The following is a 19,356-nucleotide window of genomic DNA, read 5'->3' as shown; positions in this document are numbered from 1 at the left end:
AACCTTTAATGGGGCCGGGCATGGTGGATGACGAAATGTTATTCGACGATGACGAGTCGCCGGCCCCGGCTGCCTCGCTCCCGCCCTGGGAAATCCTCATTGTTGACGACGAGCAAGCCGTACACCAGGTCACCGAGCTGGTGATGTCGGATTTCGAGTTCGACGGCCGGCATGTGCATTTTTCCCATTGCTATTCGGGCGCCGAGGCGCGCGCCGCGCTCACCGAGCCGGGCAAGTACGCCCTGATCCTGCTCGACGTGGTGATGGAGTCCGAACATGCCGGCCTGGAGCTGGTGCGCTATATCCGCGAAGAGCTGCGCGACCCCAATGTGCGCATCGTGCTGCGCACCGGCCAGCCGGGCCAGGCGCCGCAGGCGCTGGTGCTGAAAACCTACGATATCAACGATTACCGCGAAAAGACCGAACTGACGCACGCCAAGCTCAGCACGGTGTTCTATTCCGGCCTGCGCGCCTACCGCGACCTGATGCGTCTGGAGCGCGCGCGCCACGGCCTGCGCCGCTCGATCGATGCGATCACCCACGTCTGCGATTCGGACAACCTGCGCCATTTCTGTTCAGCCGTGCTGGAGCAGGCCTCGGCCCTGCTCGGGCATGCCGCCGAGGGCGTGTGCGCCAGCCGCCTGAACGCCTATGCCGCGGCGCGCCAGCCCGGCCGCCTGCAGGTGCTGGCTGTCACGCCCGCTTACGCTGGCTTGCAGCCGGAGGAAACCCTGGAGCATTTGCCGCCGCCCGTGCGTGAAGCGTTCGTGCGCTGCATGGCCGAGCAGGCCGACCATGACGGCCCGCTGTACTACGCCTGCTACTACCGCACGCGCGATGGCAATGAGAGCCTGCTCTATATGGCTTTCAACGAGCCGGTGCAGGCCGAAGCGCGCGAGCTGCTGGGCCTGTTCGCCGCCAATGTCGCCATCACCTTCGAAAAACTGTTGGCGCGCGAAGAGGCGGAAGCGACCCAGGCCGCCATCATCCACATCCTGGGCGAAGCGCTGGAGAGCCGTTCGGCCGCATCCGGCGGCCATGTCGAGCGCGTCGGCGAGATCGCTGCCATGCTGGCCCAGGCGGTCGATATGCCGGCCGGCGCCGTGCGCCAACTGCGGCAGGCCGCGCCGCTGCACGATATCGGCCATGCCGGCATTCCGGACGCCATCCTCAACGTGCCGGGACCGCTTGACCCCGCCCAGCGCGAGCGCATGCAGGGCCACAGCGACATCGGCTGGCAGATGCTGTCTCAGTCGCAGCAGCCGGTGCTGAAGCTGGCCGCGCGCATCGCGCACGAACACCACGAGCGCTGGGACGGCGCCGGCTACCCGCAAGGCTTGCGCGGCGCCGACATCAGCCTGGCCGCGCGCATCACCGCGCTGGCCGACTTTGTCGACGCCATGGTCAGCCCGCGCTGCTACCGGCCGCCGCATACGCTGCAGCACGCGCTGGACGAGGTGCGCCAGGGCAGCGGCAGCCGCTTCGATCCGGCGCTGGCCAGCGTGCTGCTGCAAAATACCGATTACCTGCAAGAGCTGTACCGGCGCCACCCCACCCATTAGGAGCCCGCCATGCAATTATTCGATGCCAATGACGCACGCATCCTGGCCGAGGCGGCGCTGCGCTCCATCACCGATTCCACCGCGCGGGCGCGGGGCGACGAATTTTTCCGGGTGCTGGTGCGCGACCTGGCGGCGGCGCTGGACGTGACCTATGTGATCGCCGGCCGCGTGATCCGCATGCCCGACGGTCACGAGGGCATCCGCACCCTGTCGGTGTGGGGCGGCGAAGACTTCCTGCCGAATATGGACTACAGCCTGGAGCACACGCCCTGCCAGGACGTGACCTGCCAGACCATGTGCTTCCACGGCAGCGGCATCCAGCAGGATTACCCGCTCGACACGCTGCTGGTGGACATGAAGGCGGAGAGCTATGTCGGCATGCCGATGGTCGATACCGAAGGTAAGACGCTGGGCATCCTGTCGGCCATCGACACCAAGCCGATCGATGAGAACAAGCGCCTGCTGGCGCTGTCGCTGCTGTCGATTTTCACGGCGCGCGCGGCGGCCGAGCTGCAGCACCAGGACCGCGAACACTTGCTGGAAGAAAAGGTCGAGCGCCGCACCGAAGCCCTGCGCGCCGCCCAGGCCAGCCTGGTCGAGCAGGAAAAGATGGCAGCGCTGGGCGCGCTGGTGGCCGGCGTGGCGCACGAGGTCAATACGCCGGTGGGCGTGGCGCTGACCGCCGCTTCGGCCATGAGCAGCTATACCGCGCAGCTGGTGCAGGCGCTGGAGGCGCCCAAGGTCAGCCGCGCCGAGCTGGTCGGCCTGGCGACCCGCCTCAACGATGCTGCTGCGTTGATCGAGCAAAACCTGCACCGTGCGGCTGAGCTGATCGGCAACTTCAAGCAGCTGGCGGTGGACCAGGGCACCGAACATGTCAGCACGCTGGCACTGGCCGACTATGTGCAGGGCGTGGTGTCGGCGCACAGCCCGGAATTGCGCAAGGCGGGTATCAGGGTCGAGCTCGATATCGATCCCCTGCTGCGGCCCCGCTTGCCGCCCGGGAAGTTTTCGCAAGTGCTGTCGAACCTGCTGATGAATGCCGCGCGCCATGCCTACCCGAACGGGCAGGGCGGTCCGGTGGCGGTCAGTGCCAGCGAGTCCGATGGCTGGCTGGACATGTATTTCACCGACCAGGGCGTCGGCCTGGCGCCCGGCGTGCGCGAACGGATTTACGAGCCCTTCTTCACCACCAAGCGCGGCCAGGGCGGCTCGGGGCTGGGCATGCACATCGTCTATACCATCATGCAACAGATGGGCGGTTCGGTGGACGTAGAGAGCAAGCCCGGCGAAGGCTGCCGCTTCCACCTGCGCATGCCGCTTGAGTTGCGCATTTCTCCCCCGGCCTGATCGGCAGCGCCAAACGTTGCTATTTCACCACGCCGCCGGCGCCGGCGCGCCGGGCGCGAACTACTGCGCCTGGCTTCCCTGTGCCTTCCGCCGCCCAGCTGTGCATGAGGCCGCTTTATTTATAAAGCATCGTCTTGCAGAGAATTTAATTCAGGATTGTGCTGATTAAAGCAGTTAAATTCCTGAATGATGCACAGAATAAACTTGCTCCAAAATGCAGCAAATTGCCGCCATTACATGCTATCTGTAGCTTACATGTTGATATCAACATATTCATTCCAATTGACCAATTAGTAATATGCATGTTTACATAAGCGCTGCCGGAATTAATTATTTGTAAATTGGTCGGCCGTTTATTGTGTTCAATGCAATCTAAATTGGGAAATAATATGCTGAGGAAAACAGTCATCGCACGTGCCCTGACCCTGGCCTTCGCGACCGGTGTCCTGAACGTTGCACTGGTGGAGCCCGCGCTGGCCCAGTCCAGTGCTGTCGGTAGCGTCTACGGTAATGTGGAAGCACCAGCCGGCGCCTCGATTACCCTGACCAACCTGGAGACCGGCCTGAAGCGCACGGTCGACGTGGCTGACAATGGCCGCTACCAGGTCACCGCCCTGCCACCGGGCCGCTACAAGGTGGATCTGGTCCGTAACAACGCCATTGCCAACAGCAGCGAAGTAGAAGTGCTGGCCGGGCAGGGCGCCAACGCCTCCTTCGGCGCGATTGCCGCCGTGCAAGTGACCGGCCGCCGCTCGCGCATCGACGTGTCGAACACCAACAACGGCGCCGTGTTCAGCGCCCGCGAACTGTCCAAGCTGCCGGTGCAGCCGAACCTGAACTCGATCGTGCTGCTGGCGCCCAACACCACCAAGGCGGACGCGGCCTACGGCGGCGCTTCGTTCGGCGGCGGCGGCGCGTCGGAAAACGCGTTCTACCTGAACGGCTTTGCCATCACCAACCCGCTGACCCAGCTGGGTTCGATGGAGCTGCCATTTGGCGCGATCCAGCAGGCCTCGGTGATGACCGGCGGCTTCGGCGCGGAATTCGGCCGCTCGATCGGCGGCGTGATGAACGTGACCACCAAGTCCGGCACCAACAACTGGGAAGCCGGCGCCATGTACAGCATGGAGCCGAACCGCCTGCGCTCCAAGCGCAAGAACATTTACTACGAGAAGACCGGCTACGTCGATAACGCCAACACCGATGGCAAGCTGCACTTCCGCCGCGACCTGGACGAGGTCAACACCACGCAGTACGGCGCCTACATGGGCGGTCCGATCATCAAGGACAAGCTGTTCATGTTCTTCGCCATGGACCAGACCATCAACAAGCAGAACAACCTGCAGCTCGGTTCCGATTCCACCACCATCGGCCGCGACGGCTGGCGCGCGCGCCGCAGCCTGGAAAGCCGCTGGGTGGGCAAGCTGGACTTCCAGGTCACCGATGACCACCGCCTCGAGTTCACCTCGGCCGGCGACGACTGGCGCGAACGCGTCCGGCGCTACGGCTTCGACCTGAACGGCCCGCTTGCCGACCTGAACGGCAAGCCGAACGACAAGCTGTACACGCAGCTGATGACCCGCAACCCGGGCTCGCTGGGCATCAATCCGGGCATCCCGGGCGCCAAGGTCAATATGCTGAAATACATCGGCAACCTGACCGACGACCTGACCCTGACCGCCCTGTACGGCCAGCTCAAATCCGAGCGCGGCGTGCAGTATGAGTTCCCGTCCACCAGCGGCGGCGTTCCGCCATCGGTCACCGTGCCTGCCGTGGCCAACCGCGTCCCTGCGCTCGATGCACAGGGCCTGTACAAGTCCTACAACCCCTTCCCTGGCAACCTGAGCCGTCCGGGCGAAGACGAAGTGAAGTCCTTCCGTCTCGACTTGGAATACAAGCTGGGCGACCACACCATCCGCGGCGGCCTGGACTCCAACAAGATGGACATCACCAGCGCCGGCCTGGCTTCCTCGGGCGGTTCGCTGTGGACCTACCGCAAGGTGCCGGCAGGACGTGAGTGCTCGCCGGTTAACTTGTCGGGTGCGCGTCCGGCCGTGGTGTGTGACTTCGGCGGCTTCGGCACCCAGGGCTATTACGCCCGCCAGCGCGTGTTCTCCTCGATCACCGATGCGAAAGCCGACCAGACCGCGCAGTACCTGGAAGACCGCTGGCAGTTCAACAAGAACCTGCTGCTTACCTTCGGCATCCGTAACGAGGCTTACAGCAACACCACCGGCGACGGCGACAAGTTCATCGACATGAAGAACCAGTGGGCGCCGCGCCTGTCGGCCTCGTGGGACGTGAATGGCGACGCCACGATGAAAGTGTTCGGTAGCGCCGGCCGCTACTACTTGCAGCTGCCAGGCCAGGTGGCCGCGCGTGCCGCATCGCGTTCGACCCTGACCGACCAGGACTTCACCTATACCGGTATCGACCCGAACACCGGCGTCCCAACCGGCCTGCGCGCGATCAACACCGCGCAATCGCCGGACGGCGAAACCGGCGCCCGCAAGGATCCGCGCTCGGTGGTGACGCGCGACCTGAAACCGAACTACCAGGACGAACTGACCCTGGGCTTCGAGAAGGCTTTCAACCCGGAGTACAACTTCGGCGTGAAAGGTACCTTCCGCAAGCTGGGCGCCGGTATCGACGACAGCTGCGATACCCGGCCGCTGTACGACTTCGCCCTCAAGCATGGCATTCCTGTGGTCTCCAAGGACTTCATGAACTGCTACATCTTCAACCCGGGCAAGGATGTCGAAGTATGGGTCGACGGCCACGACGCTGCCGGCAATCCGGTCGCCAGCGGCAAGGGCCAGTATGCACGCTTCAGCGCGGCGGAGATCGGCCAGCCCAAGGCCGAGCGCAAGTACGCGGCACTGGACTTCTTTGCCGAACATCCACTGCGCAACGGCTGGTACGGCCGCATCAACTACACGCTGTCGCGCAGCAAGGGCAATATGGAAGGCCAGACCCGCTCCGATACGCAGCAGGCCGACGTCGGCACTTCCGCCGGCTGGGACTTCCCTGAGTTCGCAGCGTACTCCAACGGCATCTTGCCGAACGACCGCAAGCACCAACTGAAGCTGTTCGGCTACTACCAGGTGACGTCGGAGATCTCGGTGGGCGGCAACGCCCTGGTCCAGTCCGGCCGTCCGAAGGTCTGCCTGGGCACCAACGAGGCGGCTGAGAACGGCGAGCTGTTCCCACCGTACTCCACCGAGTACGGCGGCCCTGGCTATGGCGCCGAGTACTTCTGGTGCGGCGGCAAGCCAGCCCCGCGCGGTTCGCTGGGCCGCCTGCCGGCCGAGAAGCGCCTGGACCTGAACCTGACCTATGCGCCGAACTATGTGAAAGGCCTGGCGTTCAAGCTGGACGTGTTCAACGTGTTTAATGCGCAGGCCGTGACCGGCCGCCGCGAACTGTACGATGACGGCACCGGCCTCGGCATCCTGCCGAACTACGGCGAAGCACGTACCTTCCAGGACGCGCGTTCCGCCAAGTTCACCGTGGAATACAACCACAAGTTCTGAGCGTACCGGCACGAAAGACCGCGGCTTCGGCCGCGGTTTTTCTTTATGCGAAAGGAGACAAGATGAAAGTAAAAGTCACTGCACTGTGCCTGGCCATGCTGCTGGCGCTGCCGGCTGTGGCCGACGATCTGGCCGACGCCAACAAGCTGTTGGAGAACAAGTCCTACCCGCAAGCACTGGCGCTGTTCTCGAAGCTGGCGCAGGCGGGCAATGCGGAGGCGCAGTTCCGCCTGGGTGAAATGCACTGGTATGGCGAAGCAGGGCGCATCGACCTGGCGCAGGCGCGCCACTGGTTCGGCAAGGCCGCCGCGGCCGGCCACCGCGAAGCGGCGGGAGCGCTGGACACCATGGCGCAGCGCGAAACGCGGCGCAAGGACATCGATTACTGGGTCAGCGGCTACCAGGGCCGCGCCTACGGTTGCCGGCGGCCGGAGATTCCCGCCATGTCCAAAGTCAATGGCGACATTGCAGGGGTCGAGAAAGCGCACGCCGAATGGCAGAAGTGTTATGACGCCTACGTCCAGGCGCTGAGCGAGGAACTGCCGGCCGGCAAGCGCATCCCGTCCGATATCGCGGGCCTGATGAACCAGATCGAATACGACCAGGCCATCGCCCGCCTGGACCAGCTGTACCGCGCCCAGGCCAAGGCGGCCGGCGAGACGGCGGCGCAGCTGACGGCTGCGTACCAGGCGTGGCGCAAGGCGACTGAGGATTACGTCGCCAAGCGCAATGAGGAAACCAGGCTGGAGAGCGAGCTGGCGGCCGACCAGATCAAGCGCGCCAACCTGAGCACGGTGAAGAACGCGCCGCTCGGGCGCGGCAGCAGATAGCTTAAGCGCGGTCGGCGGCCTGCATCGACAGCGCCACCGCTTCCGCCACCTTGATGCCGTCGACACCGGCCGACAGGATGCCGCCGGCGTAGCCCGCGCCTTCGCCGGCCGGGAACAGGCCGCGCGTGTTCAGGCTTTGCAGGTCGTCGTTGTTGCGCTTGATGCGGATCGGCGAGGAGGTGCGGGTTTCCAGGCCGGTCAGCACGGCGTCGTGCTTGAAGTAGCCCTTGACCTGCTTGTCGAAGGCCGGGAAGGCTTCGCGCAGCGCCGTCACCGCGTACTCCGGCAGGATGGTGGCCAGGTCGGTCCAGGTGATGCCGGGCTTGAACGACGGCAGCACCGCGCCCACGTCGGAGGACGGCACGCCGGCCACGAAATCGCCCATCAGCTGGCCCGGCGCATTGTAGTTTTCGCCCCCCAGCTTGTAGGCTTTCTCTTCCAGCTCGCGCTGCAGGGCAATGCCCGCCAGCGGGTGGCCCGGATAATCGACTTCCGGGCTGATCGACACCACGATGGCGCTGTTGGCGTTGCGCTCGGCGCGCGAATACTGCGACATGCCGTTGGTCACCACGCGGCCCGGCTCGGAGGCCGCCGCCACCACGGTGCCGCCCGGGCACATGCAGAAGCTGTACACCGCGCGGCCGTTGCTGGCGTGGTGCACCAGCTTGTAGTCGGCGGCGCCCAGGATAGGGTGGCCGGCGTTCGGGCCGAAGCGGCACTGGTCGATCAGCGATTGCGGGTGTTCGACGCGGAAGCCGATCGAGAACGGCTTGGCTTCCACATACACGCCGCGTTCGTACAGCTTTTCAAAGGTGTCGCGCGAGCTGTGGCCGATGGCCAGCACCACATGCGTCGCCTCCAGGTACTCGCCGCTGGCCAGGTGCAGGCCGCGCATCTGGCGCACCCCGTTTTCTTCCTGGATGTCGAAGTCGGTGACGCGCTGCTCGAAGCGGATTTCGCCGCCCAGGGCGAAGATTTCCTCGCGCATGTTTTCGACCATCTTCACCAGGCGGAAAGTACCGATGTGCGGCTTGCTGACGTAGATGATTTCTTCCGGCGCGCCCGATTTGACGAACTCGGTCAGCACCTTGCGGCCATAGTGTTTCGGATCGCTGATCTGGCTATACAGCTTGCCGTCGGAGAAGGTGCCGGCGCCGCCTTCGCCGAACTGCACGTTCGATTCCGGATTCAGCACGCGCTTGCGCCAGAAACCAAAGGTGTCCTTGGTGCGCTCGCGCACTGTCTTGCCGCGCTCGAGGATGATGGGTTTCAGGCCCATCTGCGCCAGGATCAGGCCGGCGAACAGGCCGCACGGGCCCATGCCGATGACCACCGGGCGCGGCTGTTTGCCGTCGGGGTTCACATTGTGGGCCACGAATTTATACGCCATGTCCGGCGAGGGCATCAGGTGCTTGTCGTCGCTGCGGCGCGCCAGGATGCCGGCGTCGTCGGTGGTTTCCACGTCCACCGAATAGATCAGGAAGATGTTGGCTTTCTTGCGCGCATCGTAGCTGCGCTTGTAGACCGTGAAGCCCAGCATTTGCTCCGGTGAAATCTTGAGGCGGGCCAGGATGGCCTTGGGCAGTTCCGCTTCCTCATGGTTGAGCGGGAGCTTGATTTCGTTCAGTCGCAACATGGTGATCTTTCTCGGCAGGATGGGGCGCGCAACGGGCCCAAAGGCGACATTTTACCCGCTTTCGCCGGGCTGGTCAGTGCTGCGGCGGGGCTTGGCTGGCGGCAACGAGGTTGTATGAATGCAACGACTCTTGGTCAATTTTGAAATTTTCAATACTGCAATATTTGGCAGTTGCAATTTCTGCCATTTTTTGCCTTTCCAGCAATAGCGCTGTGCATTGAGCAAGTTCCTGGCGCTGCACTTGGCCCAAATCGCGCCAATTGACGCGAAATCGGCATAATTTGCCGCGCATTAGAGAACTTTTCTTGCTTGTGAGAAAGCGTGACTATCGAACCAAATGTTTCCCCTATGACTATTAGTTCACAAGTATTTTATGGTCGAATGGAAACATTTTGCTTGTTGACGATGCAACTTTGCCTATGTTTCCATGACCGAGTTGCGCTGTTTACAAGCAGCCAATGTGTTAGCCGTAGCGCAAAAATTTTGATGCTGTCGGTCAAAGGTGCTTTCGTAACAACAATACTTAGGGACTCACATAATGTTGCATAACGAGAAACAACAATCGCGTGCCGCGCTGCTGCGCCGGACCGCAATTTCCGTCGCGGTAGGCATGTGCTTCATGGGCGCTGCCTGGGCCGCCGAAACCGGTGGTCTGCGTATTTCCATCTCTGCAGCGGGCAAGCCAGTCGCCGGCGCGACGGTGAAAATCAGCTCGCCAAGCAGCCTGGTCAGCAAAACCGTTGTGACCGAAGCTGACGGCACCGTCCGTGTTGCCGGCCTTGACCCGGCGACCGACTACAAGATCGAAGTGCTGGCTGCCGGCTACTCCAACTTCGCGGCGCAAGGCGTGGCCGTGGTGTCGGGCCAGAACCCGGCGGTGAACTACTCGCTGGAATCCGGTACCGCACAAGTGGTGGTGACCGGTTCCCGTCTGGCGCAGGTGGACTCCACCTCCGCCACCGTCGGCACCATCCTGAACCTGGGTGTGGTGGAATCGCTGCCAACCGGCCGTAATTACCAGAGCTACCTGCAGCTGGTGCCAGGCGTGAAGCCATCGACCGGCGGCAACCCATCGTCCAAATCCGGCGTGAACTACGCCGATATCGGCGGCACCACCGGTACTTCGTCCGACAACGTGTACATCCTGGACGGCGTCGACGTGACCGACCCGGATACCGGCACCTTCGGTTCCAACATCAACTCCGAAATCATCCAGGAACAGCAAGTGCTGACCGGCGGTATCCCGGCCGAATACGCCGGCGGTTCGGGCCTGGTGTCCAAGGTCATTACCAAGTCCGGTAGCAACGAGTACCACGGCTCGGTCAACTACTACTTCCAGAACGACAGCCTGGTCGCCAAGTACAAGAACATCCCAGGCAACGGCTTCTCGACCTATGATGCGGCGGTCACCCTGGGCGGCCCGATCATCCAGGACAAGCTGTGGTTCTTCGGCTCGTTCCAGAAGAAAAACCGTGAAACCGACGTCGGCAATGCGACCACGGGCGAACTGATGCGCACGGTCAAGCGTGACGACAAGCTGGGCTTCTTCAAGGTGACCTGGCAGCCAACCGACAATGACCGTCTGACGGCGTTGTTCTTCAATGATCCGGTCAAGATCAGCGGCTCCACCACCTCCACCACCCTGAACAACCGCGACACCCGCCGCGAGCAGGGCGGCGACAACTACAAGATCGACTACCGCCGCGAGATGGGCGACCTGACCGTGGAAGCCTACGCCTTCCGCCACAAGGGTGAAAGCTCGAGCTATGCCGCCGACGCGTCGAACCAGAATAACGTGGCCTACCCGACGGTGCTGAATCCTACCCTGGCGCAGTTGCAGCTGGGCGGCGCCGGCGCCAATCTGCGTACCTCGGCCGACCGCGACGAAGCGGGCCTGACAGCCCAGTATTTCCTGGATACGGAAAAATACGGCAGCCACACCATCAAGTCGGGCTTCTCGAAGTCGACCAATACCTATTTCGAAGACTCGCGCGTGACCGGCCCGGACAACGCGACCTACCAGTCGATTGCGGCGTCCAAGGCTGGCCTCACTTTCGGTGAATGGATCGGCGCCGGCTGGACTGGTTCGAAAAATATCGGTTCCACCGACATCACCCGTATCCTGAGCGCCATCAACAACGCATCGAACAAGGCCTATTTCCTGGGCCTGCTCGACAGCAACAAAGATGGCAAGGTCACCGATCCGGAACTGCGTGCCTACCGCATCAGCAGCACCGCCGGCAACCCGCACGCCCAACTGAACCTGTACCGCCGCAAGGAAGCCCAGGCTGCACCGTACTCGGTTGAAGCCAGCGGCAAGACTTTCTATATCCAGGACACCTGGACCATGGACAAGCTGACCGTCAATGCCGGCGTGCGTACCGAGGAATGGATCCACCGCGATTCGAAAGGCGAGCAGTCGGCCAAGTTCAAGTGGGAACTGGCGCCGCGCCTGAGCGCCGTGTATGACCTGAAGGGCGATGGCCGCAGCAAAGTGTGGGCGTTCGCCGGTCGCTACTATGACCCGATCCGCACCAACATGGCTGACTTCGCCGGTAACCTGACCGGCCCTGTGCTGGAAGAGCAGATGTACATTGGCGACCAGTGGCTGACCTTCCGTACCCGTGGCGGTCCGAAGCAGCCGGACGGCATTTTTGCGCCTTCGACCAAGACTCCTCACACCGATGAGTTCATGCTGGGCTATGCCACCAACATCGGCAAGGACTACACGGTGTCGGTCAGCTACACCAAGCGCAAGACGCGCGACCTGCTGGAAGACTATGACCTGAGCGTCTATTCGGATCCAACCATCGATCCGGCCCACGCGCCGGACGATACCGCGGCGCCGGGCTCGAAGTACTACCTGCCGTACTCTTACTTCGGCTATTCCTCGGCACCGAACGCCAACTACGTGATCGGTACCCTGGCTGGCGGCAAGCGTGATTACCAGGGCCTGGAAGTGAGCGTCACCAAGGCCAAGCGCGACAACTGGCAAGGCGGTGCGTCCTACACCTTCAACAAGGCGGAAGGCAACACCAACTCCGACAGTAACGCCGACTACCAGGGCGACTGGATCTTCCTGGACCCACGCGCACCGAACGCCTACGGCCCACAGCCGGGCAATATCAAGCACCAGTTCAAGGGCTACGGTTCGTACTTCTTCAACAATGGCCTGGAGCTGAGCGGCGTGTTCAACTGGAACAGCGGCCTGCTGTATAGCCGTACCTTCCTGGAGCAGGGCCGTAACCTGCCGGTCCATGTGGATACCCCATATGCGGACGGCGGCGTGGTCTCCACCTGGCTGCAGCCAGGCGCGATCGGCAGCCAGAAGGCGCCGGCCTACTACACCTTCGACGTGCGCCTGAAGTACACCTACAAGCTGGCTGGCGCGCAGAAGCTGGAGTTCTTCCTCGACCTGTTCAACGTGTTCGACAAGCAGTCGACCATCACCGAACAGTCGCTGGTGGCCGGCAACGGCGCCTACAAGTTTGGCCAGGGCACCAGCTGGGTTGAGCCACGCCGTCTGTACGTAGGCGGCCGCTACTCCTTCTAAAATCCCCCGTCCCTAAACGGCAAAGGGCCGGTTCCTGCTGCAGGAACCGGCCCTTTTTTTGTCTGAAATTCGGCGAACTTTCAGAAAGATAGTCACAATTTCCGCCATTTTCCAGCCAAGTGTAACCGCGGATTTTTGCATTGCAATGTAAAAGTTTCCTGTGGGTATCAGTGCCTTTCAAAAGTGTTGTGAGTGCGCATCAAACCGGGCCTTATTGTTGACGTCGCAACTTTGCATATGGTTCCATGCCCAAGTTGCGCTGTTTACAAGCAGCGAAACGAGGGCGCTTCGGCCCCTCATTAATGAGCAGTAGCACCTCGGCAAAATGTACGTACAACGGTACCGGAGCTGGGAAACCTTGAGCCAGTTGGTGGGTCAAGCGTGCTTCCGTAACAACAACATTTAGGGACACACATATGTTGCAAAACGAGAAACAAAAATCGCGTGCCGCGCTCCTGCGCCGCTCCGCAATCTCCGTAGCAGTTGGCATGTGCTTCATGGGCGCTGCCTGGGCAGCCGAAACCGGCGGCCTGCGTATCGCCATTTCCTCCGGTGGCAAGCCAGTTGCTGGCGCTACCGTGAAGATCAGCTCGCCAAGCTCCCTGGTATCGAAGACCGTTGTGACGGAAGCCGACGGTACCGTCCGCGTCAGCGGCCTGGACCCAGCAACCGACTACAAGGTGGAAGTGGTAGCGCCAGGCTATTCCAACTTCGCCGCCCAGGGCGTGGCCGTGGTTTCCGGCCAGAACCCAGCGCTGAGCTACGCCCTGGAAACCGGTACCGCCCAAGTGGTGGTGACCGGTTCCCGCCTGGCGCAGGTGGACACCACCTCCGCTACCGTGGGTACCATCCTGAACCTGGGCGTGGTGGAGTCCCTGCCAACCGGCCGTAGCTACCAGAGCTACCTGCAGCTGGTGCCAGGCGTGAAGCCTTCCGCCGGCGGCAACCCTTCCTCGAAGTCCGGCGTGAACTACTCCGACATCGACGGCGCGACCGGTACTTCGTCCGACAACGTGTACATCCTGGACGGCGTCGACGTGACCGACCCGGACACCGGCACTTTTGGTTCGGCCATCAACTCCGAGATCATCCAGGAACAGCAAGTGCTGACCGGCGGTATCCCTGCCGAGTACGCCGGCGGTTCGGGCCTGGTGTCGAAAGTGGTCACCAAGTCCGGTGGTAACGAGTATCACGGCTCGGTCAACTACTACTTCCAGAACGACAGCCTGGTCGCCAAGGACAAGCATATTCCTGCCTCCGGCTTCTCGACCTATGATGCAGCGGTGACCCTGGGTGGCCCGATCATCCAGGACAAGCTGTGGTTCTTCGGCTCCTTCCAGAAGAAGTCGCGTGAAGACGACGTCGGCGATGCCACCACCGGCGCGTTCATGCGTTCCGTGAAGCGCGACGAAAAACTGGGCTTCTTCAAGATGACCTGGCAGCCGACCGAAAACGATCGCCTGACCGCCGTCTTCTTCAACGACCCGACCACCATCAGCGGTTCGACCGCTTCCGGCACCCCGAACAACCGCGACCGCCGTCGCGAGCAGGGTGGCGACAACTACAAGGTCGAATACCGCCGCGAAATGGGCGACCTGACCGTGGAAGCTTATGCCTTCCGCCACAAAGGTGAAGTGTCCGACTTCGCAGCCGACCTGTCGAGCAGCAACACCGTCATTTTCCGTAACGCCAACCCGCAGCCGACCACCGCCCAGACCCTGCTGGGTGGTTTCGGCACCAACCTGGTGACCTCGCGCGACCGCGACGAAGCAGGCCTGAGCGCCCAGTACTTCCTGGAGACCGAGAAGTGGGGTAGCCACACCTTCAAGAGCGGCTTCTCGAAGTCCACCAACACCTACTTCGAAGACTCGCAGGTGACCGGCCCGGACAAGGCGCGCTACAGCTCGATCGCAGCGGCCAATGCCGGCGTCTCGTTCACCGAATTCTTTGGCAGCGGCTGGTCTGGCGCCAAGTCCATCGTCGCGGCCGACGTGCCACGTATTATTACCGGCATCAACAACAGCCCGAACAAGGCTTACTTCGTCAGCCTGCTGGATACCGACCACAACGGTGTCGTATCGGACGCCGAGGTACGTGCTTACCGCTTCACCAGCACCGCCGGCAACCCGAACGGCCAGGTGAACAACTACCGCATCAAGGAAGCCCAGGCTGCGCCATACTCGGTTGAAGCCACCGGCAAGACCTTCTACGTCCAGGATACCTGGACCATGGATCGTTGGACCGTGAATGGCGGTGTGCGCACCGAAGAGTGGGTGCACCGCGATTCGAAGGGTGACCAGTCCGCCAAGTTCAAGTGGAAGCTGGCGCCGCGCCTGAGCACCGTGTATGACCTGAGCGGCGACGGCCGCAGCAAGGTATGGGGCTTCGTTGGCCGCTACTACGACCCGATCCGTACCAACATGGCTGACTTCGCCGGTAACCTGACCGGTCCGGTGTTGGATGAGCAGGTCTACCTGGGCAACCAATGGCTGACCTTCCGTACCCGTGGCGGTCCAAAGACCCCGGATGCGCTGTTCTCGCCATCGACCAAGACCCCGTACACCGATGAGTTCATGCTGGGTTATGCAACCAACCTGGGCCGTGACTACACCGTGTCGATCGCTTACACCAAGCGCAAGACCCGCGACATCCTGGAAGACTACGACCTGACCCTGTACTCGGACGATACCCTGACCGTGGCGACCGCACCGGAAGGTTATGCAGCGCCAGGTTCGGCTTACTACCTGCCATACTCGTACTTCGGCTACTCCACCAAGCCGAACTCGAACTATGTGATCGGTACCCTGGCTGGCGGCAAGCGTGATTACCAAGGTCTGGAAGTGAGCGTGACCAAGGCCAAGCGCGACAACTGGCAAGGCGGTGCTTCCTACACCTTCAACAAGGCTGAAGGCAACACCAACTCCGACTCCAACGCCGACTTCCAGGGCGACTGGCTGGCACTGGACCCACGTGCTCCGAACGCCTATGGCAAACAGCCTGGCAACATCAAGCACCAGGCCAAGGCTTACGGTTCGTACTTCTTCAACAACGGCCTGGAGCTGAGCGGTGTGTTCAACTGGAACAGCGGTCTGATCTACAGCCGTACCTTCCTGGCTAGCCGCCGCCACCTGCCAGAAATGGTCGATGCACCATACGCGAACGGCGGTGTAGTGGATACCTGGATCAAACCAGGTTCGGTTGGCAGCGAGACCGCTCCAGCGTACTACACCCTGGATATGCGTCTGAAGTATGTGTACAAGCTGGCTGGCGCCCAGAAGGTTGAGTTCTTCCTGGACCTGTTCAACGTGCTGGACAAGCAGTCCGCAACCGGCGAGCAGGACCTGGTGAATGCGACCGGCGCCTACAAGTTTGGCCAGGCTAACGCCTGGGTTCAGCCACGCCGCCTGTACGTCGGCGCGCGCTACACCTTCTAATTTCAGAAGATTCAGCGCCTGAAACCGGCCCCGTGAGGGGCCGGTTTTTTTACGTCCTGCCGGTTCATGTGTTGTGCTGGCGCTACAGTCCGCCGGCTGCCGCAAAGCCGCTTCGGGCGCGCAGGGGGGCGGCCGGGGTAGCTCAGCAGTTCGAGGTTACTTGCAATGACTTAGTGGCAATTTAGTAGCTTTTACCGCAAGTTGTTTCGCAGGAAATGCCGGAGGATGTGGTTATGATGACATCTTTTCGTGTGTCATAAAGTTGCAAGTATTCAAGTGTGAAACGTTTTTATACATTTTTTATTTGATCATTTACCTTTCGGCATGATCCCATTAGGCCTTCGATTTGGGTTGGCACTAGTTAACCGAGGTTGAGCGGGCTTTCGCTGCGGTGGGAGCTACTTTGTTGGGACAAGCCGGAAGAGCGGCGCTTAGACCGCTCCGGATATTTTTATCCATGCTGTATTTCTTGATGGAATTGCAATGAAAAAAACTGTACTCGCGCATGCGCTGACTGTTGCATTTAGCGCTTCGTTGGTGATCGGTGGCAACGTTTACGCTGCCTCGAACTCCGCTGGTTCGGTTGGTGGCCGTGCTGCTGTTGGCACCGTCATCACCCTGGAAAACAAGGAAATCGGCCTGAGCCGCACCGTTACCGTGGACAAGGCTGGCACCTATTCCGTGCCACAACTGCCACCAGGCAACTACACCCTGAAGGTCAAGCTGCCAAACGGCCAGATCGAAGAGCGTGCTGTTGTGGTGCAAGCTGGTGAAGGTTCCATCGCCCACTTCGAAGAAGCTGCGCGCGTGGTGGTTACCGGCCGCGTAACCCGCATCGACACCAAGTCGCCAGAGTCCAGCACCGTGCTGAACAAGGCAGCGATCGACCGCCTGCCAATCACCCGTGACGTGACCGCCGTGGCCCTGCTGGCCCCAGGCGCAACCAAGGGTGACACCCGTATCGGCCAGACCGCACTGCGCGGCGGCAACGTGCCTTCCCTGGGTGGTGCATCCCCAGCGGAGAACGTGTACTACATCAACGGCTTCAACGTCACCAACTCGGTGAACGGCGTGACCTTCAACCAGGTGCCTTTCGAAGGTATCGCCCAGCAGCAGGTTAAGACCGGCGGCTACGGCCCGGAATACGGCCGTTCCCTGGGTGGCGTGCTGGCTGTGACCACCAAGCGTGGTACCAATGAATGGAAAGGTGGCGCCAACGTCATCTGGTCGCCAGAAGATCTGGAAGCGTCCAACGTCTACGCTGAAAAGAGCGCTGTGACCGGCAAGTGGCACCTGCACAACCGTCCAGGCGGCACCGACGACCTGCAAGCCAACGTATGGGCTGGCGGTCCTCTGATCGAAGACAAGCTGTTCTTCTTCGGCCTGATCCAGGGCGCCAACATCGAGCGTTCGACCTACGGTAACACCGTACAGGACGTCACCAAGTCGACCACCCCACGCTTCCTGACCAAGTTCGACTGGAACATCACCGACAAGAACCTGCTGGAATTCACCGCGTTCAGCGACAAGGTGAAAGACAAGGTCTACAACTGGAAGTCCCCAGTACCTTACGGCACCACCAAGGGCGCTGACCAGGGTGTTGACGAGTACACCACCGGTGGTGAAAACCTGATCGCCAAGTACACCACCTGGGTGACTGACGACCTGACCGTGTCCGCCCTGTACGGCGTTGGCAAGTACAACCGTAAGTCCGACGTGGCTTCGGCAGCTTGCCCAGTGGTACGCGACAACCGCGTATCCCCATTCATCGCTTACGGCTGCTCCACCGCGACCTCGATCTCCGATCCGAACGCGAACGACAAGCGTACCGCATGGCGTCTGGACGCCGAGTGGAACCTGGGCGCGCACGGCCTGCGCTTCGGTATGGACAACGAGAAGTATGAAGTTCTCGACGGTACCGTGTACCCAGGCACCACCCGCTACATCATCCGTAACCTGGCAAACGGCGGCAAGCTGTCCAACGGCTACGTGAACACCAGCGGCGCAACCCAGTCGTACATCGAAGCACGTACCTTCGCCAACGGCGGCCAGTTCACCACCAAGAACTCCGCGTTCTACGTGGAAGACAACTGGCAAGTGCATCCGAACGTGATGGCTTCCATCGGCGTTCGTAGCGAATCGTTCGAAAACTTCAATGCTGAAGGCAAGACCTTCATCAAGGTTGACAACACCATCGCTCCTCGTCTGGGCGTAGCGTGGGACGTGGGCGGCAAGGCGCAGACCAAGGCCTTCGCCAATGCTGGCCGTTACTACATCCCTGTGATGTCGAACACCAACGTGCGTCTGTCCGGCGCCGAACTGGACTACCGTGAGTTCTACGCTTACAACGGCTCCCTGAGCGCCGACAAGTTCCAGATCCCAGGCAAGGGCGCAATGCTGGGCACCCGTCTGACCTCGTCCGACGGCACCGCTGGCGACCCACGTTCCGTGGTTGATCCAAACATCAAGCCAATGTACCAGGATGAATTCATCATCGGCCTGGAACAAGCTCTGGCTGATCGCTGGAAAGTTGGCGTGAAGCTGACCCACCGCAAGCTGAAGAAAGTTATGGACGACGTCTGTAACGACGAAGGCGCGTACAACTGGGCCAAGGCACAGGGCTACTCCGACGCTAAAGCCGACACCCTGGCTTCCGCAATCGGCCACTGCTTCCTGTACAACCCAGGTGGCGATCTGACCGCGAACATCGACTTCGGCGATGGCAAAGGTCTGACCCCAGTGACCATCCCAGCATCGGCAATGGGCTTCCCAGAAAAGCCAAAGCGCACCTTCAACGCTCTGGAGCTGAGCTTTGACCGCTCCTGGGACGGCAAGTGGTCCCTGGCTGGTTCCTACGTGCTGTCCTTCAACAAGGGCAACACCGAAGGCTACGTCAAGTCCGACATCGGCCAGGACGACGCTGGTATCTCCCAAGACTGGGACTACCCAGGCCTGATGGAAGGTGCTAACGGCTACCTGCCTAACGACCGTCGCCACACCTTCAAGGCCTTCGGTGCCTACCAGGTTGCTGACGAATGGCGTGTTGGCGCGAACCTGCTGCTGCAGTCCGGCCGTCCAATGAACTGCCTGGGCTACTACGCTGGTAACCTGGATGGCGTGTCGATTGGCTACCAGTCGGCATCCTTCTGGTGCGGCGCTAAGCTGAACCCACGTGGCACCCTGGGCCGTCTGAACTGGACCAAGGAACTGTCCGCACAGGTTCACTACGCACCGAAGTGGATGAAGGCTCTGTCGTTCCAGATGGACGTGCAGAACATCTTCAACGAGCGTACCGTTCAGGTGATCGAAGAAGCTGGCGAAACCGGCGTGAACTCCCCATCGCCGTCCTACCAGCAGCCAATCGGCCTGCAGGGCGCACGTAAGTTCCGCTTCACCGCGAAATACGAGTTCTAAGCTTTACGTTTAGTGCTTGATACGAAGCCTGCCAGCGAAAGCTG

At 61.6% G+C, this 19,356-nt stretch carries 9 protein-coding genes; 7 read left to right on the top strand and 2 right to left on the bottom strand.

What is annotated here, in order from left to right; translation table 11 throughout:
* Positions 1 to 35 precede the first annotated feature (35 nt).
* The 4 genes from AAHE99_RS02625 (at position 36) to AAHE99_RS02610 (ending at position 7,275) form a co-directional block, all read left to right on the top strand.
* On the top strand, positions 36 to 1,562 hold the full coding sequence (locus tag AAHE99_RS02625) for an HD domain-containing phosphohydrolase (protein ID WP_342114117.1): 1,527 nt from the start codon (positions 36 to 38) through the stop codon (positions 1,560 to 1,562).
* A gap of 9 nt (positions 1,563 to 1,571) precedes the next feature.
* Positions 1,572 to 2,912: a sensor histidine kinase gene (locus AAHE99_RS02620; protein ID WP_342114116.1), complete on the top strand. Its 1,341-nt coding sequence runs from the start codon at positions 1,572 to 1,574 to the stop codon at positions 2,910 to 2,912.
* 389 nt (positions 2,913 to 3,301) lie between these two features.
* Positions 3,302 to 6,445 (top strand): TonB-dependent receptor, encoded by a 3,144-nt coding sequence (locus tag AAHE99_RS02615; RefSeq protein ID WP_342114115.1) that lies wholly within the window; start codon positions 3,302 to 3,304, stop codon positions 6,443 to 6,445.
* Positions 6,446 to 6,507: 62 nt separating this feature from the next.
* The gene (locus AAHE99_RS02610; RefSeq protein WP_342114113.1) at positions 6,508 to 7,275 is read left to right on the top strand and encodes a sel1 repeat family protein; all 768 of its coding nucleotides are present in this window, start codon (positions 6,508 to 6,510) and stop codon (positions 7,273 to 7,275) included.
* 1 nt (position 7,276) lies between these two features.
* Here the strand turns inward: AAHE99_RS02610 and AAHE99_RS02605 are convergent, their stop codons facing one another.
* Both AAHE99_RS02605 and AAHE99_RS02600 read right to left on the bottom strand, forming a co-directional pair.
* Positions 7,277 to 8,911: an NAD(P)/FAD-dependent oxidoreductase gene (locus AAHE99_RS02605; RefSeq protein WP_342114112.1), complete on the bottom strand. Its 1,635-nt coding sequence runs from the start codon at positions 8,909 to 8,911 to the stop codon at positions 7,277 to 7,279.
* 73 nt (positions 8,912 to 8,984) lie between these two features.
* Entirely contained in the window at positions 8,985 to 9,203 is a 219-nt protein-coding gene (locus AAHE99_RS02600; RefSeq protein WP_342114111.1) for a hypothetical protein, read from the bottom strand.
* A 246-nt stretch (positions 9,204 to 9,449) separates the two neighbouring features.
* Here AAHE99_RS02600 and AAHE99_RS02595 point away from each other — a divergent pair, with 246 nt between their 5' ends.
* The 3 genes from AAHE99_RS02595 (at position 9,450) to AAHE99_RS02585 (ending at position 19,312) form a co-directional block, all read left to right on the top strand.
* A complete protein-coding gene (locus AAHE99_RS02595; RefSeq protein WP_342114110.1) occupies positions 9,450 to 12,464 on the top strand; it encodes a TonB-dependent receptor in 3,015 nt (1,004 codons plus the stop codon).
* A gap of 416 nt (positions 12,465 to 12,880) precedes the next feature.
* Complete coding sequence (locus AAHE99_RS02590) at positions 12,881 to 15,898, top strand: TonB-dependent receptor (RefSeq protein WP_342114109.1); 3,018 nt, start codon at positions 12,881 to 12,883, stop codon at positions 15,896 to 15,898.
* 483 nt (positions 15,899 to 16,381) lie between these two features.
* Entirely contained in the window at positions 16,382 to 19,312 is a 2,931-nt protein-coding gene (locus tag AAHE99_RS02585) for a TonB-dependent receptor (RefSeq protein ID WP_342114108.1), read from the top strand.
* The last annotated feature ends 44 nt before the right edge of the window (positions 19,313 to 19,356 follow it).

It is taken from the genome of Pseudoduganella sp. OTU4001 (assembly GCF_038440195.1).
GTDB lineage: Bacteria > Pseudomonadota > Gammaproteobacteria > Burkholderiales > Burkholderiaceae_D > Rugamonas.
The sequence above is the reverse complement of the archived record's forward strand: the minus strand, read 5'-3'. Positions and strand labels throughout refer to the sequence as shown.

What these genes read in the sequence shown, in the direction of transcription:
- AAHE99_RS02600 (WP_342114111.1), bottom strand. Translation starts at nt 9,203, where the DNA reads ATGCGCGGCAAATTATGCCGATTTCGCGTCAATTGGCGCGATTTGGGC.
- AAHE99_RS02615 (WP_342114115.1), top strand. Translation starts at nt 3,302, where the DNA reads ATGCTGAGGAAAACAGTCATCGCACGTGCCCTGACCCTGGCCTTCGCG.
- AAHE99_RS02585 (WP_342114108.1), top strand. Translation starts at nt 16,382, where the DNA reads ATGAAAAAAACTGTACTCGCGCATGCGCTGACTGTTGCATTTAGCGCT.
- AAHE99_RS02605 (WP_342114112.1), bottom strand. Translation starts at nt 8,911, where the DNA reads ATGTTGCGACTGAACGAAATCAAGCTCCCGCTCAACCATGAGGAAGCG.
- AAHE99_RS02620 (WP_342114116.1), top strand. Translation starts at nt 1,572, where the DNA reads ATGCAATTATTCGATGCCAATGACGCACGCATCCTGGCCGAGGCGGCG.
- AAHE99_RS02595 (WP_342114110.1), top strand. Translation starts at nt 9,450, where the DNA reads ATGTTGCATAACGAGAAACAACAATCGCGTGCCGCGCTGCTGCGCCGG.
- AAHE99_RS02590 (WP_342114109.1), top strand. Translation starts at nt 12,881, where the DNA reads ATGTTGCAAAACGAGAAACAAAAATCGCGTGCCGCGCTCCTGCGCCGC.
- AAHE99_RS02625 (WP_342114117.1), top strand. Translation starts at nt 36, where the DNA reads ATGTTATTCGACGATGACGAGTCGCCGGCCCCGGCTGCCTCGCTCCCG.
- AAHE99_RS02610 (WP_342114113.1), top strand. Translation starts at nt 6,508, where the DNA reads ATGAAAGTAAAAGTCACTGCACTGTGCCTGGCCATGCTGCTGGCGCTG.